Origin of the sequence: Desemzia sp. FAM 23990, assembly GCF_045528485.1 — a bacterium.
Taxonomy (GTDB): domain Bacteria; phylum Bacillota; class Bacilli; order Lactobacillales; family Carnobacteriaceae; genus Desemzia.
In genome coordinates this window covers 38,888-54,191 of sequence record NZ_JBGQQW010000004.1, presented here as the reverse complement: position 1 = coordinate 54,191, position 15,304 = coordinate 38,888, and the positions used below count along the sequence as shown (strand labels likewise).

Below are 15,304 nucleotides of genomic sequence, written 5' to 3'. Positions count from 1 at the left end.
CTCCTATAAAATATTTTGTCCCACTGCTTTTTCAACATTATCTTGAATGCGTTTTTTCCCAATATTCAATGTTCCAGTATGATTGGGGATCAAAATAATTGCGGGTTGTATTTTGCTGTCATAACGACTAATCGTATCTGGTATCTTTTCCCCCAATGCTTCAGTGAGGTAAATAATGCCATACTCATTTTTGGCTAAGTGATCAACCGTTTTTCTGGCTTCTTTGGCTTCAGATGCGTAGAAAACATCAAAGCCCAACATTTTAAATGGTAAGATAGAGTCTTTATCTCCAACTACTCCAATTTTATGAGCCATAATTCATACGCATCCTTTCTCTTACGCTCTCTATTGGCAGGCCGTTTTCTTTCCCTGCCAAAATCATCCGCAAGTTTTTAACTTCTGTTTCTTTAGCGTGAATAAAGGCTAATAATGGGAGCGGACCAAAAGGCTGTAATTTAGCTTTTTGCATCGTTTCCATCACAGCATTATCTGTTTCTAAATCAACTTTTACTGGAGATAACTCATGTGTTTCAGTGTCCAATGAAGCTTGCACAATAGAAGCAAAATTACCTTCAGATAAGATTTTCCCAGCACTTTCTAGATCCTCTTTGCCTAACTCTACTAATTCTTCTTTTGGAATATTACCAGAGCTGGACAAAATAGTGACTAAGAAATTACGGCTTTTTTGTTGTTTAATGGCTCTGGATAAAGTAGATAAGTTATTCAAGTCAATGTAATATTTCACAAAATCAAGAATTTTTGCATTACCTATTCTTTCAGCCAACCATCTTAAATGAGTAAAATAACGACGATCCAAGATAATGTCTACAGATTGAATATTGTGGTATTCTTCCTCTGCAATTAAGACTTCTTGTATGCTGTCGATATACGCTTGATCCAAGTCTTCTGAGGTACCCACCTCAACAGCTTGTCGGTAAGCAGACATTGGTGCCTTCCCGATCGGAATCAGCATTGAGTCAAAGTCTTCTCCTGTGATTTTAGCTTTAAATAAAACTTTTAGATTGTGATACGTATACCGCAATGAAAACAGTTCCACTAAGTCAGGATCAGGACTTAGTGCAAACATTTCTGCATAGACACGTTGCAATTCTTTCGTCAGCAAGGCATCGTAATCTCTTGTTTCTAAAAGTTCTTCTACATCATTACGGTAAGGAGTATCTTTTAAGACCAGAGTTGCTTCTTCAAAACTATTGGCTTGCAACATACGTTCAAATTGATCATTTTGAAGGAGACTGCTCTCATAAACGCGAATTCTTGCATTCGATCCAGCAAATGCTGTATCTTTCATTTATTCTCCTCCTCCTTATTGAAACAATTTTTGTGATACAGTTGGTAAGACATCTTCTCTCGTATCATCTACTAAAGCATCAAAAATGTAGTTGTAGTCGATACCTTTGTGACGAATAACAAATCCTGCTTTTTTAGAAACTTGCTCATCACTCAGACGAACATTGTTTCCTGCTTGATTTTGCTTTTCTATCCATTGAGAAGAAACAAATGAACGAGATTTTTCTCCAACCACTAGTTCTACTTCTTTGTTTTCGTATTGCTCCAAAACAGCAGCTAGAAACTGTTGGAATTCCTCTTGATTCAATTGTTCCATTCGTTCTTTAGCTGAATCGAATACAGCAGTTATAGCTTGTTGTTTTTCAGCTAACAATTGATTTCTTTTTTGATTGGATAAGGCATTTTTATCTTTTTCATATTGAGCTTTTTGCTCAGCTTGAATTCGTTCTTGACGTCTTTGCTTTTCCATTGCCAATTCCTCAGTTGAAGCTTGAATTAATTGTTGCGCTTCTTTCTCTGCTTCTTGAATAACGACTTGAATTTCTGATCGTTTATTTTCCATTAATCGATCTGTGAGTAATTTTAAGTCAGCCATGTTTTCCCTCCATTCTGTTTTACTTTATAGACTATAGAATGAGTCATTAGCCATTTAATACAAGTAAGAATGAAATAACAAACCCTAAGATAGCATAAGTTTCTACCATGGCAGAATAGATAATCCCTTTAGTTGCATGTTCAGGTTTTTTAGCTAAAATTTGGATACCTGCAGAAGCAACGCGTCCTTGATACATACCAGAAAACAGACCAGTAAAAGCAATTGGTAAAGAAGCCATAAACATATACAGACCTTGAGCTAAAGTAGTATCTGCTCCTGAATTTAAGAAAATCAAGAATGCAATAACGAATCCGTAAAGTCCTTGAGTACCTGGAAGCAATTGAAGAATCAATGCTTGACCGAATTTTTCCGGTTGTTCTGTTGTTAAAGCTGCAGCAGCTTCCCCTGTCATCCCAACACCTTTAGCCGAACCAATACCTGCGAAGATTGTTGCCATACCTGCTCCTAATGCAGCGAACATTAAACCACCATTATTTTCAGCAAAAAAAGTTAACCAGTTTTCCATTTGTAATTCCTCCATTTATAAATATATCAATTTTTTTAAACTATTTTGTGTCTTTCTTTAGATAAATGTGTTTTTCGAGAGTTTTCAGTGGGGATAAAGCTCTACCGCCACCTTCAAAAAACTTGCCGAAAAACTCAACGTATTGCAAACGTGCGGTATGCACATAAGCACTTAAATAAGTTAAGAAGATATTTAATGCATGCAATGCAACAATCAACACTATCCCTATAGTAAATCTAGCAGCCACAGGAAGATAGAGTACAATTGAGTTGAAAGCGACAGCAATACTCCCACCTGATATTCCAAGAGCCATCAGTCTAGTATAACTTACCAAGTCACCTACATACCCTGTGACACCATATAAATTATACAAACCTAACGCAAATCCTAGGCCTTTTTTCTTAGATGCCAAAGTAGAAATAAGAATAATTCCGATAACATTTGCAAAGATTAAGACGTAGGATACTATACGAATGATATCATTCGGCATAACCATCATGTCTACAACTAATAGAACTAAACCGATTAATACACCAGCCCAAGCCCATCCATCGACATAACTTGATGCACGTTGTTGTTGTTTCCATTTTACAACTCCGTTTATCACTAAGCCGTACACCAATTGAACAAAACCAAAGACAACAGAAAGAATGAGAATAGTGATGACATCATTCGTTGTCGATAATAACTGTACTGGCAATGCGGCCCCGAAGAAACTTCCGTAAATGAGTCCCCATACGATGACTGAGTAAGATAGCAAATGGAAAAAGCGTATAAATCTTGCTGTACCTTTGTCTAAATTAAAGAGCTTCAGTGCAGCAAATGTCGCAGCCATCAACACAAGTCCGTAACCTAAGTCAGCACTCATCATACCAAAGAATACTAGGTAAAAAGGCATCATTAAAGGCGTAGGATCTATATCATTGTATTTTGGTAAACTGTACATTTCAGTTACACTTTCAAAAGGCTCAACTACAGAGTTGTTTTTTAATACTGTGGGAACAAAATCATAATCTCTCATGCGGATTTCATCTGACATGAGAGCATAATTTTCCTGCCCCACATGTTTGTCTAATATGATAGTTAAGTCAGCAACTTCTTCTTCTTCAAGCCACCCATTTAAAATAAACAAACTGCTTCCATTTAATAATAAAGATTTAGCGTTCTCACGCTGTACTAAATTAGAATAATATTCTTCTGACAACTTTAGATTGTCAATATCAGAACTATAAGCGCGAAGTTTCTCTTTCAACTTATTTTCTTCTTCAGAAAGTTTATTCAATGAGCCTAAAACTGATTTCAATTCTTCTTTAGGCACATCTTGGTATGGATAATTCAATTTTGTGAACTGGAATTGATTCAACACTTCATTTACTTCTGCAAATGAAGCCGATGGTGCGATGACTAAATACGCTGCTTCATCTTTATATCGGAATATTTCTTCAACATAAGCAAAACCAGATTCTTTTACAGCATCGTTAAAATCTTCAGCATTTACTGAAGAAATAGTCCCGATTCTTCCGGTTGTAACTTTAAAATCCTCTAAATCATTCGGATTAAAGTCTAATCGTTCCCATCTTCTTAAGAAATTTTCAGTATCCGTCAAATTTTTCCGCTGTTGATTAATATCAATTATTTCTTTTTCAATTTGTCTAACTTCATCAATTACTCGATCTAAAGGAAAATCAGCCACTTTTTGTTCCAATTCTTTTAGTGTATACTCTTTTCTTCCTTGTCGCATTTTTTTCAAAGCACTGGGTTGTTTGACGTATTGATTTAGATAAGCCAATGTACTTTGAATCGTTTTCATATTTTCCTCATAGATGCCTCTGTTTTGAGGTAGAGTTTCACGAGAATAATAATCAAGTAATTCAGTTTCTTCTAAAGTTGACAAATCAAATAGTTCAAGCTTTTGCAACTCTTGTACTGCTTTTAAAAGCTGCTCTTTATTGGCTTGTTCCGCTAAAAGTGTTATTTGTTTCATTTTAGCTATTGCCATAACGTTTAAACACCACCTTCAATAGTTCATTGACAACTTCATCTTTATTCTTTTCAACAACTTGTTGAATCTTCTCTTTTTCTTGAGCAACTTCCTCTGCAATAACCTGTTTATCATTTGCTAACAATGTGCTGTATTTCTCTTTTTCATCCTCTTCAAATTTCGTTAAATCTTGTTCAAGGATTTCTTTATTGTGTTGAATTGTTTTTTCAGCATCTGAAACAATTTTCCCTGCTTCAGATTGACTATTTTTTCGCAATTCTTCAATTTTTTCTTCAGCTTGTTTAACATATTCAACAGCTTCGAGTCCCATTCCTTCACCCCCTTAAAAGTGCAAAAAAAGACATCAGCAAAGAAGAATCTTCTCACCCTAGAAGACGTCTTCTTGAAAGCTAATGCCCAACCGATTTTGCTTATTTAACTAATAAAACATTAACACAATCGAATTATTTCGTCAATATAGACTAAGCATGCAAGATCTATATCGGTTATTCAATCAGGGCGTTAAGTTTTTTTTAATAATGAGTAACAATTGCATTACTCTATATAGAATTTATCTTACTCTGGACATTTCCTACATACTAAAAATAATAGCACTTTTTTACTGTTACAACAATATATATAGTATAACATATACCAACTTTACACGCTTAAAAATATTTAATCAATAATAACGAACGTCTCTTATACTCTTTCTTCTCCCATAGAAAAAATCGAGAGTGAACCATACCCAGTATGAGACGCAATCGTTGGTCCATACGGATAAATCTTGATATCTTTTACAGTGATTTGCTCTAGGAGTTCTTGTTTTACCATCTCAGCTTCGTCTGGTACACCTACATGCCCAATAAAAATTGTTTGTTGTTCAGGGTTTATAATTCCTTCAACGGTTTTACTCACTAAATGGTGTAAAGACTTTTTACGTCCTCGGACTTTACCAGCTGGTACTAAACCTCCTGCCGGATTAACAACTATGATAGGTTTTACGTTCAATAACGTTCCTAAAGTAGCTGATAACGCAGAGACTCTTCCTCCGCGTTCCAAATGTTTAATGTCATCAACAGTGACCCACGAATGGAGCTTCATTTTATTGTCTTCCAGCCATTTAGCAACTTCCTCTATTGAAGCTCCTGCTGATTTGCGCATCGCAGCTTCATAAACTAGTAAACCTTCTCCTAGACAAGCAGCTTTGGAATCTACAATAGTGATATTCACATTTGTATAGTCTTCTTTTAATTGTTCTACAGCCGCAACAGCATTATTGTAAGAACCACTTAAAGCTGAAGAAAAAGCTATATACAAAACAGGAATCTCTTCTTTTACGTACTTTTCAAACACATCGATATATGTACCAATATTGATTTGAGAAGTAGTAGCCATAGCTCCTTCTTTTAATTCTTGAAAAAATTGATTGCGGTCAAATATTTTGCCCATATCATCAACCAATTCTTTTCCATTCATATGAACAGTTAAATTCACTACATCGATGTCTTGTTCTTCAATAAACGTATAAGGCAAATCGCAACAAGAATCTGTGATCAATTTATAACTCATTCAACTCACTCCGACCTTTAGTATTTTATTCCTTCTTTATTATGACAGGTTTTGCGAAAATTAAAAAGAGAAAATAAAAGATTGCATTATTGAACATTTGTTCGTATAATATAGAAAACGAACAAATGTTTGGAGGATGCACACATGGAAAAAAATAGTGCCGTAACATTATCTGCTTTTAGCTTTTTGCAAAAAACAAAATTATTTTTGACAGATGCCGCTTCACCCACTCTACTGCCCCAAATGCCAATGGAACAAATCCTTTATTTTTTAGAACAGGCTCACTTAAAATCCAAACCCATTATCATTCAAACCACTGATCGAAGCAACAGTTTCGCTTTTCATGAATACACTGGAAAACTAATGATCTCTCCTAAAGATAACGAGAAAATTATTCTGTCTAGTTTAGATAAAAAAACAATCTCTATGATCAAAATGGATGAAATTCGCTATATCCAATTGACAAAACGCACTGCTAAATAACTCAAAAAAAAAAAACAAAAGATACAGGATTCCGTATAAATGAACCCTGTATCTTTTGTTTTTTAGTGCTTAATTTTTTGGTTGCGCTACCTTTGACTCGAACAATCGGGTGGATTGTGTCGGATCTAATTTTTTTTCGATCCATCCTAAAACGACATCGGCAATAACAGCCATTAAAGCAGTTGGAATAGCACCAGCTAGGATAATCGCTCCACCATCAGTGGCATTAACCCCTCTTGCGATAATGTCCCCTAATCCTCCAGCACCAATAAAGGTTCCTATGGCTCCGATACCAATACCAACTACAAGGGCATTACGAATTCCACCCATGATAACCGATAAAGCTAACGGCAATTCTACCATTGTAGTGACTTGCCTTCTTGTCATTCCCATACCTTTTCCAGTGTCTAGCAAACTGTCATCTACACTTCGGACTCCCGCATAGGTATTTTTTAGAATCGGCAGTAGAGAATAAAGGAAAATCGTCACGACTACGGTTGTAGCTCCTAAACCAAAACCTAACATCAATATCGACAGCATAGCTAAGGAAGGGATCGTTTGAAGCACATTGGCTATCCCGATTACCCATTTAGCTAAATTTCCATGTCTGGAAATCCAAAAACCGATTGGGATACCAATGATGGCTGCAAATAAAACGCCATATATCGACATCAAAAAATGCCGAATAAATTGACTCCACACATAAGCACCGTTTTGAGAGAAATAATAAATCAATTGCTCGAAAACATTCATGTCTGTAATATTCATGCTATTCCCCTCCGTTCGTAGAAACTGACGTATCTTCAAAATAGTTGTTGTCTTGTAAAAATTCTTCCGCAACTACTTGCGGCTCTTTTAAATTGTTGTCTGCTTCATAATTCATTGTTTGCATCTGTTCTTCACTGATCGTTCCTTCTAGTTTCAATAAAATTTCTTCTAATTCGGGATAATTTTCTAATACCTCATTAGTAGCAACAGGACTTGCATCGTAAGGAGGAAATAACCTCAAATCGTCTTCTAGAACTACCAGATCATAACTGGCAATACGTCCATCTGTAGAATAACCTAAGATGATATCCATTTCCCCAGCGGCCAAAGCATCATAAACCAAACCGATTTGCATAGGGTAAACTCTGTTAAAGTCAAATCCATAAGTATCTAAGAAAGCATCGTACCCGTCTCCTTCTCGTTCGATCCACGAATTGTCCACACCAGCCTGCATATCTTGAGCGTATGGTTCCAAATCACTGATTGTTTCCAAATCATATTCATCAGCTGTTTCTTGTGTCACCATAAAGGCATATGAGTTAGCAAACCCATATGAAGGGAACCACGTTTGATCAAATTCCGTTTGGAACCCTTCTACAACTACTTTCAGGGCTTCTTCAGAATCTGTGATCGGCGCATGACCTAATTCTCCCGTCAATGAAGTCCCAGTATATTTAACACCAGCAATATTTGCATCTCCATTTAATAAAGCCTGATGACTTACTGTTGAAGAACCTAAATTATTGATGACTTGAACATCTATATCATCCATATAATGCTCGACCATTCCCTCAACTACATAACTCATGATCAATCCTTCTGTCGAAGTTACACCAGCTACTGTGATTCCTTCACCAGATGTCCCGCTTCCAAGACCTGGTAGAGAACACCCTGCTAAAGCCAACGCGCTAAAAAGCGACAAGGCAATCGTTTTTTTCTTCTTCAAATATTTCATGTTGTATCCTCCTATTTCGCAGTTCGCAAGTTGACTGGAGTGACTTTTTCTTCTACTTTTCCTAAAAGAAAATCTACCAGCAACGCTAGTATGGTAACAGGGATCGTTCCACCAATAATCAACTCGGGAATATATAAGTTTAAGCCGTTAAAGATAAAGTCGCCTAAACCGCCTCCGCCAATGTAAGAAGCTAAAGTAGCCCATGCAATAACATACACACCAGATAAACGTATGCCAGCCATGATAACAGGAGCTGCTTGCGGCAACTCAACAGAGAAAATCAATTGCCTATTAGTCATTCCCATCCCTTTAGCTGCATCGATCAAATCTTTGTCTACTCCTTCCATCCCAATATACGTATTTCTCAATATTGGCATCAAAGAATACAAAAATAACGCAATAATAGCTGGGAATTTTCCAATTCCGAACAATGGAATCATTAAGGCCAATAAAGCCAGTGATGGTATAGTCTGCAACACTGTGATTGCACTAATGAATCCACTTGCGATTCGTTTATATCTAGTCAGTATAACTCCGATGGGTACAGCTAAAAGTATCCCTAAAACTAAAGCAATAGCGGATATATATAGGTGCTCCCATGTCAATAATAGAAGTTGCGAACCATTGTCAGTTAAAAAATCTATCATGCATACCCGTCCTTTCTATTGCTCTCCACTTATTTCAGGAGTAGTTCCCAAGGGAATATCTTTTGCTTCTTCCAGATCTCCCCAAATATTGTCGTACACGATTTCTGCAAGAGAACCTCTTGTTACCAATCCAATCAATTTCCCTTTTTGATCTACGACCGGGATATTTTTAAATCCGATTTTCAACATACGTTGAACAGTATCACGCAACAATGTGCCCGAACGGACAAAGCGGATTTCACCTTGCATCACATCACCAACACTGGTCGCTGTTCTGCGGTAACGGTCAATGTCTTCCAGTCCTACCATTCCTTTTAAAACACCTGAGTCATCAGTAACAAATAAGGTATCTACTTTACGGTCGCGCATCAATCGAATAGCATCTTGTAAAGATTTCCCTGGAGTTACAGAAACGGGATTTTTGATCATGATTTGGTCAACAGTCTGAATGGAAGGTCTAGCTTGCAATAAGCGGTCTTCTCCGAGGAAATCTTCAACAAATTGATTTGCGGGGTTGGCTAAAATATTTTCAGGAGTGTCAAATTGCACCACTTGACCATTCTGCATAATGACAATACGGTCAGCCAATTGCAATGCTTCGTCCATATCGTGAGTAACAAAAACAACGGTGCGTCCCATCTCTTCTTGAAGGTGCTTGACCAATTCTTGCAAAGCATCTCTCGTGATCGGGTCTAACGCACCAAAAGGTTCATCCATGAGAATAATATCCTGATCAGCAGCTAATGCCCGAATAACACCAATCCGTTGTTGTTGCCCTCCAGAAAGTTCATTAGGGTAACGATCTAAGAACTCTTTAGGCAGATCCACTCGTTTGATCAATCTTTCTGCTCTTTCCCTTTTCTTTTCCTCTGGCCATTTCAACAATTTCGGAACCAAAGTAATGTTTTCATAAACCGTCATATGCGGCATAAGTCCGATTTGTTGAATCACATAGCCGATTCCTCTACGCAGTTCAACTGCATCCTTCTTCATGATATCTTCCCCATCAATCAGAATTTGGCCTTTACTAGGTTCGATCATGCGATTGATCATCCGCATAGAAGTTGTTTTCCCACTCCCACTCGTTCCAATAAAAACAATAAACTCCCCATCATTAAAGGTTAAATTTATATTTTCTACTGCTTTTGTGCCGTCTTTATATATTTTAGATACATTCTTAAATTCGATCAATTTAGTCCACCTCTTTAGGTTTTATTTTTAATTGTACTTTATACAAGTGTTGCATAAATGGAAAGAAATTACAAATAATCTGCTCAAACACAAGTTTTCATAACATTTTCAAAATAAACTGCTTCATTTACAAGGATGCAAAAAAAGGAAGTAGTTGATTAACCTGCTTCCTTTTGATAGCCTTTACTTATTATAAAATCGGTGACAATAAACGTGAGAAACTTTGTTTGAATTTGACCCATGAAGATTGTTTTTCGATTAATTCCCTCGTAAATAAATAACTTTTTTCCATATCTTTAAAGAAATAAGCTTCTTGTTGCTTGGCTATTGCCGGGTCATACATGAAAGCATTTACTTCAAAATTCAGTTTAAAACTTCGGATATCAAAGTTGGCTGTACCCACTGAGCAGATTTCTCCGTCGATGACGATCGTTTTACTGTGCAGGAATCCATTATCATAGATGTACACTTCTGCTCCCGCATCTACCATTTGCGCTGCATACGATAACGTAGCTTGGTAAATAAAAGGATGGTCCGGCTTATTGGGAATCATAATTTTAACATCTATTCCCGACATAATAGCTATTTGCAACGTTTCAATCAGTGCATCATCTGGCACAAAATAAGGGGTTTGGATATAAACAGTTTTATCTGCCATACTGATCATTTTGATGTACCCTTTTTTTATTTGTTGGATCTCTGTATCTGGACCACTGGATACGATCTGCAGGTTGGTTTTCCCTTTTCGTTGGATATAAGGAAAATACCTCTCTTCATATTCTATTTTATTGGTAGGTACAGCTGCATTCCAGTCCATGATAAACCTACTTTGCAAGGCCAGCACTCCATTTCCGATTATTTTTAAATGAGTATCTCGCCAATAGCCGAATTTCTTGTCTTTGCCCAAGTATTCGTCTCCTACATTAAAGCCGCCGATATACCCGATTTTTCCATCGATAACGACAATTTTGCGATGATTTCGGAAGTTAATTCGAAAATTGATCAAGCCCAATTTTGATCCAAAAAAGGTCTCGACTTGTCCGCCTAATTCTTTTAATTTTTTAAATGAAGCCAGTTTCAAAGCGCGAGAGCCTAATGCATCGTAAATGACCAAGACTTCTACGCCTGCTGCTGCTCTATCTTCTAAAGCTTTCAACACCATATTTCCTATCTGATCATTATGAAATATGTAATAAATCATATGAATATGATTTTCTGCTTTGTAAATATCGCGAATCAGCGATTTAAATTTTTCTTTGCCGTCTGTAAACATTTCTACGACATTTCCTTTTGTTAACATGGATTCGCTGCTTTCCAAAAACAAACTGGTAATTTCTTTCGAATCCTCAGTGGACTGTTGGCTAGACAACAATTTTTCTTCTTCGATCAGCATTTGTTTCTGAGCTTCCACCAACTCTGGCATACCGATACTTTCTTGAGCTTGTATATCAAAAATCTTTTCTCTGGAGATCTTTTTGCCAATAAAAAAATAAATGATAAATCCTATACCCGGCAAAAAGTTTAATACCAGCAACCACGCCCAAGTAGCTGCAATATCTCTCTTTTCTCGAAACACTGTAACAGCTGCAAATACAGTATTGACCGTTAATAACAATGAAATAAAATAAAAAACGTAGTTCATTAAAGCTCACATCTCTTTCCAACATTCTTATTCTTCAAATAAAAACACTACTCATTGAACACATAGATATCGACTTGTCGTGTCATCACCTTAGCTATCATACTCTTTTTTTCTCATCAGCCATAGTAAGAAAGGACATTTTTTCTTTTATCCACTCTCCCAGCATCCGTTCCATAGCTGATTCGCCTTTTACAGGGTACATAGTTGCGGTTTTCTGCAATTCATTATAATATTCTATAGCTTTAGAGTAATTTCGTTGATGGAAAGCTTCATAAGCCATCATTAACCGTTTCTTATTCGGCAAATAAGTCGTCATTTTAATGTATTTCTGTAATTCATTGGTATAAAATTTCTTCACTATGAACGGGTCAGCATCTTGAATCAACTCTAAAAACAAGCGTTCACAAGTTAATTCATTCTTATATAACACTGACATTTCTTCTATATACGGATCAAAAGCTGTTAAGCATAGTCTCGCTTCTTCAAATTTCAACTGATCTATATACCAGTTATATTCCAATAAATACATGGCGACTTTTAAAGGATTGGAATAGTCTTTTTCTCCTTCTAATTGAAGAGTTGTTAGCGGAATATCTTTCACTCGTTTTCCTTGTGTCATCAAAGCATTTATTTTGAGTTGGGTGTAAAAAGCGTATTTATTTTTCTGATTTTTTAACAACAAATACAAATTGTAGCCATCATTTGGTATGCCTCCCATTTTCATCGGAATTCCATTGGTTGCTGCTGTAAACAAACCTGCCAATGCAAAAGCACTCCAAATTATCGTCAAGACAGGTGAAAAAAATACACCGTTAAAGATTAGCCCAAATAGTGCGATAGAAAGCACTGCATTCACTAAAACTCCGCCTAAATTATATAACACAAATGGAAAATCACCCTCGTTATATGCAGGAGGGGACATCAAACATTGCCCTCCTGTACCAGGTAAGTTCATTCGTTTTTGTTGGATACTTCCTTCTTCTTTGACAAATGTCAAGGAACCTATTCGGAAAGAAACATAAGCATAGCCGGTCATCAACCCAAATACCAAATGACCCATTTCATGAAGTAAAATATGTATCAAATAACTGATAAAAAAAGCTATGAACCCAATAAACAACAGACTTAAATTTAATTCAATTGCATCAGTTTCCAAAAATACTCCTGCAACAAAGCCAATTGTTAAACCGACAATTGCTGAACCTCCCATTACAAGAATCACGGTACTCCACTGGGATTTCTTTCTTTCACTTTTATTTTTTGTCATATGTGCTTCACTTCCTTATGGGTTGGTTGATGCAGTCTCCTAAAAAGGATAACATTACTTATTTAGTATGTACTAGTCGAAAAAAAAGTCAATCATAATTTTGACCGACAACCCTTTTTAGCTTCAAAAAAAGACGAGATAGTAATATCCCGTCCTTTGATCTTGTATTAAAGTGTTGCGGATGAAAATAATTGTGGGGCTGTTTTTTTGATCGCTATCAGTAAGATGCTGACTACGACCGCTGTGATTACTCCACTCAAAATCTGTGTCACGAAAGAATACAATAAAGCACTCATCCCTTCTGGTGCGTAGCTGCCCCAGAAATAATAACCTGCTACAAAATGCCAGAAGAACCGTGCCATCGTACCGGAAAATGTTCCCAGAACAATATACAGATTCAATTTAACCGTCTGATCGGTTTGACTGAGCGAATGGATTTTAGCAGCAAATAATCCTCCGAAACCTGCAAAGGCAAAGGCAATAAAATATTCAATAAATCCTTGTAAAGGACTTAGAATATAGGCATTACCAATTACAAAATGCAAGATCCCCCATAAAAAACCAGCATAAACTGCTGGAACAAAACCTCTCCTAAACGCATAAAGCGTGAGAGGCACCATCCCTAATGAAACTGTAAAAGACGGACCGATATTTGTTGGGATAAGCGATAATACAATGGCTAAAGCAGCTATAATCGTCCCTTCTATCCACACACCAAACTTTTTGTTGCGCATAAAAAAACCTCCTTTATAATTTGAACAATGCCAAACAACAAAGGAGGAGATCACTTGAGTAATTAGACTACATACTTTTGTGCTCTGTCACAATTCCTACGCTCGTGCTAACGAACAGGTTCGAAGGGTCAGAATCATCGATTCAATCTCAGCTTAAAAAAGCACCCCTTTGTGATGGACGTTCATTCAGTTTTTACCTATTCACTATACCGAATATTTCAACCCTTGTCAATACTGCTCTCCGGGTTGAAACGATTTGATTAGTCTAACTTTTTAGCTAATACAAATTCTATACTGTCCCCTATGTTGATCCGTTGTTGAGTATTTGAAAAACCTGATTGAATATACAGCATTTGACTGCTGATATTGTCTATAGAGACAGACAACACAATTTCGTTGATCATGGGATAATGATAGCGCACATAGTCGGGCAGCAGTTCTAAAGACTTTTTAGCATATCCTTCTCCTTGATAATTCAAATCAATCGAATGTGCTCTAAATAGAATTGCTTTTGGATTGTCTGTAAAAGTGGACACCCCTACTCCAAGTTGAAGGATAAAAAAACCAATCAATTCCTGCCCCTTTAAAATCAAAATCGGGTGTTTTTCAGTTTCATGCATACTCTCGGTTAAAGCATCCATTGGCTTAACAATATAAGAATTTGAATCAATGGCATAATTTTCTAATTTTGGAGCATCTTCTATAACCGCTTCTCTTAGAATTATCTTTTCCATAGCCCTTCACCTTGCCTTTTTCATTATTCTTTTTCAGTATAAGAATAACAGACAGGACTAATAAATGTCTCTTGAAACGTTCTTAATTTCTCTGATTTGCAATACTCTGATTACTTCAACCCATCCCACTCCAAATAAAATTCTTGCAAAAACTGTTCCATAAACTGGTGTCTGTTTTCAGCAAAAGATCTTCCTGTTTGAGTATTCATCGTGTCTTTCAACTTTAATAATTTTTCATAAAAATGCATGATCGCTGTATCTTCTCCAGATCGATACTCTTCGTAAGATACCCCTTCTCTCGGCATTTTAGAAGGATCATGAATCAACCGACCACGGGAACCCGAATAAGCCATTGTTCTGGCAATACCGATTGCTCCAATGGCATCTAACCGATCTGCATCTTGCACGAGTTTTCCCTCTATAGAAGTCATCTCTATTTTATTGGTTCCACCTTTATAGGACAAGTTCAGCACAATAAATAAAAGAGACTCTTTTTCGGCGTGGGTTAAAGATAGCTGATTCAACCAATCGGTTAATTTTTTTTCTCCTGCTTCAGGTGTCTCATTTAATTTTTCATCTGGGACATCATGCAGCAATGCAGCCATCTCACAAATAAAAGCATCTACTTCCCCGGGTTCTTCAGCTGCCATTTGCAAGGCTAGATTACGTACACGATGAATATGCCACCAATCATGTCCGGAAGCGTCTTTCTTCAATAACTGAAAGACAAACTGTTCTGTCTGCTTTAAAATCTCTTTTTGAAGGTCTGTTTTCATATTTTGTCCTCTCTAAACTTTTTGGGTTCTTCATCTTCTAGCGTTGGTAGAGAAATTTCCTCCAGCCTATGGGGTTGCTTATGGACCGCCATGGGACCGCCTTGAGCTGAAAACCACATCTCAAG

The 15,304-nt window shown here is 36.7% G+C and carries 17 protein-coding genes, 1 riboswitch and 1 other annotated feature; of the genes, 1 reads left to right on the top strand and 16 read right to left on the bottom strand.

Translation table 11 applies throughout. The annotated features are described in order from the left end of the window. Positions 1 to 3 precede the first annotated feature (3 nt). The 7 genes from ACEN4I_RS02390 to ACEN4I_RS02360 all read right to left on the bottom strand — a co-directional run bounded on the left by ACEN4I_RS02390 (position 4) and on the right by ACEN4I_RS02360 (position 5,982). On the bottom strand, positions 4 to 315 hold the full coding sequence (locus ACEN4I_RS02390; RefSeq protein ID WP_407095388.1) for a V-type ATP synthase subunit F: 312 nt from the start codon (positions 313 to 315) through the stop codon (positions 4 to 6). After that, on the bottom strand, positions 305 to 1,309 hold the full coding sequence (locus ACEN4I_RS02385) for a V-type ATP synthase subunit C (protein ID WP_407101717.1): 1,005 nt from the start codon (positions 1,307 to 1,309) through the stop codon (positions 305 to 307). Before ACEN4I_RS02385 ends, ACEN4I_RS02390 begins: the two co-directional genes overlap by 11 nt. A gap of 15 nt (positions 1,310 to 1,324) precedes the next feature. Continuing rightward, on the bottom strand, positions 1,325 to 1,903 hold the full coding sequence (locus ACEN4I_RS02380) for a V-type ATP synthase subunit E (protein WP_407101715.1): 579 nt from the start codon (positions 1,901 to 1,903) through the stop codon (positions 1,325 to 1,327). Positions 1,904 to 1,949: 46 nt separating this feature from the next. After that, positions 1,950 to 2,429, bottom strand: coding sequence for a V-type ATP synthase subunit K (locus ACEN4I_RS02375; protein WP_407101713.1), 480 nt, complete (start codon positions 2,427 to 2,429; stop codon positions 1,950 to 1,952). A 40-nt stretch (positions 2,430 to 2,469) separates the two neighbouring features. Beyond that, positions 2,470 to 4,428 (bottom strand): V-type ATP synthase subunit I, encoded by a 1,959-nt coding sequence (locus ACEN4I_RS02370; RefSeq protein ID WP_407101711.1) that lies wholly within the window; start codon positions 4,426 to 4,428, stop codon positions 2,470 to 2,472. Beyond that, positions 4,415 to 4,741 carry a hypothetical protein gene (locus tag ACEN4I_RS02365; RefSeq protein ID WP_407095395.1) on the bottom strand — a complete coding sequence of 109 codons (327 nt, stop codon included), beginning with the start codon at positions 4,739 to 4,741 and terminating at the stop codon, positions 4,415 to 4,417. Before ACEN4I_RS02365 ends, ACEN4I_RS02370 begins: the two co-directional genes overlap by 14 nt. A 46-nt stretch (positions 4,742 to 4,787) precedes the next feature. Further along, positions 4,788 to 4,833, bottom strand: a sequence feature (sodium ion sensor (DUF1646 type); this cis-regulatory element may regulate processes involved in with the transportation of sodium ions). A gap of 279 nt (positions 4,834 to 5,112) precedes the next feature. Beyond that, on the bottom strand, positions 5,113 to 5,982 hold the full coding sequence (locus ACEN4I_RS02360; RefSeq protein WP_407095396.1) for a DegV family protein: 870 nt from the start codon (positions 5,980 to 5,982) through the stop codon (positions 5,113 to 5,115). A gap of 144 nt (positions 5,983 to 6,126) precedes the next feature. Here ACEN4I_RS02360 and ACEN4I_RS02355 point away from each other — a divergent pair, with 144 nt between their 5' ends. Next, positions 6,127 to 6,465 carry a hypothetical protein gene (locus ACEN4I_RS02355; protein ID WP_407095397.1) on the top strand — a complete coding sequence of 113 codons (339 nt, stop codon included), beginning with the start codon at positions 6,127 to 6,129 and terminating at the stop codon, positions 6,463 to 6,465. Positions 6,466 to 6,534: 69 nt separating this feature from the next. Here ACEN4I_RS02355 and ACEN4I_RS02350 read toward each other — a convergent pair whose 3' ends face one another. The 9 genes from ACEN4I_RS02350 to ACEN4I_RS02310 all read right to left on the bottom strand — a co-directional run bounded on the left by ACEN4I_RS02350 (position 6,535) and on the right by ACEN4I_RS02310 (position 15,179). Next, positions 6,535 to 7,233, bottom strand: coding sequence for an ABC transporter permease (locus ACEN4I_RS02350; RefSeq protein ID WP_407101709.1), 699 nt, complete (start codon positions 7,231 to 7,233; stop codon positions 6,535 to 6,537). A 1-nt stretch (position 7,234) separates the two neighbouring features. Next, a complete protein-coding gene (locus ACEN4I_RS02345) occupies positions 7,235 to 8,179 on the bottom strand; it encodes an osmoprotectant ABC transporter substrate-binding protein (RefSeq protein WP_407101790.1) in 945 nt (314 codons plus the stop codon). Between the two features lie 20 nt (positions 8,180 to 8,199). Then, the gene (locus ACEN4I_RS02340; protein ID WP_407101707.1) at positions 8,200 to 8,835 is read right to left on the bottom strand and encodes an ABC transporter permease; all 636 of its coding nucleotides are present in this window, start codon (positions 8,833 to 8,835) and stop codon (positions 8,200 to 8,202) included. A gap of 15 nt (positions 8,836 to 8,850) precedes the next feature. After that, positions 8,851 to 10,026, bottom strand: coding sequence for a betaine/proline/choline family ABC transporter ATP-binding protein (locus ACEN4I_RS02335; RefSeq protein ID WP_407101705.1), 1,176 nt, complete (start codon positions 10,024 to 10,026; stop codon positions 8,851 to 8,853). A 190-nt stretch (positions 10,027 to 10,216) separates the two neighbouring features. Then, positions 10,217 to 11,668 (bottom strand): cardiolipin synthase, encoded by a 1,452-nt coding sequence (cls, locus tag ACEN4I_RS02330; RefSeq protein WP_407095406.1) that lies wholly within the window; start codon positions 11,666 to 11,668, stop codon positions 10,217 to 10,219. A 97-nt stretch (positions 11,669 to 11,765) separates the two neighbouring features. Further along, positions 11,766 to 12,935, bottom strand: coding sequence for a hypothetical protein (locus ACEN4I_RS02325; protein WP_407101703.1), 1,170 nt, complete (start codon positions 12,933 to 12,935; stop codon positions 11,766 to 11,768). 167 nt (positions 12,936 to 13,102) lie between these two features. Then, entirely contained in the window at positions 13,103 to 13,669 is a 567-nt protein-coding gene (thiT, locus tag ACEN4I_RS02320) for an energy-coupled thiamine transporter ThiT (protein WP_407101701.1), read from the bottom strand. Positions 13,670 to 13,745: 76 nt separating this feature from the next. Further along, positions 13,746 to 13,848, bottom strand: a riboswitch (TPP riboswitch). Between the two features lie 81 nt (positions 13,849 to 13,929). Further along, entirely contained in the window at positions 13,930 to 14,403 is a 474-nt protein-coding gene (locus ACEN4I_RS02315) for a GNAT family N-acetyltransferase (RefSeq protein ID WP_407095410.1), read from the bottom strand. 110 nt (positions 14,404 to 14,513) lie between these two features. Next, complete coding sequence (locus ACEN4I_RS02310; RefSeq protein ID WP_407095411.1) at positions 14,514 to 15,179, bottom strand: HD domain-containing protein; 666 nt, start codon at positions 15,177 to 15,179, stop codon at positions 14,514 to 14,516. Positions 15,180 to 15,304 lie beyond the last annotated feature (125 nt).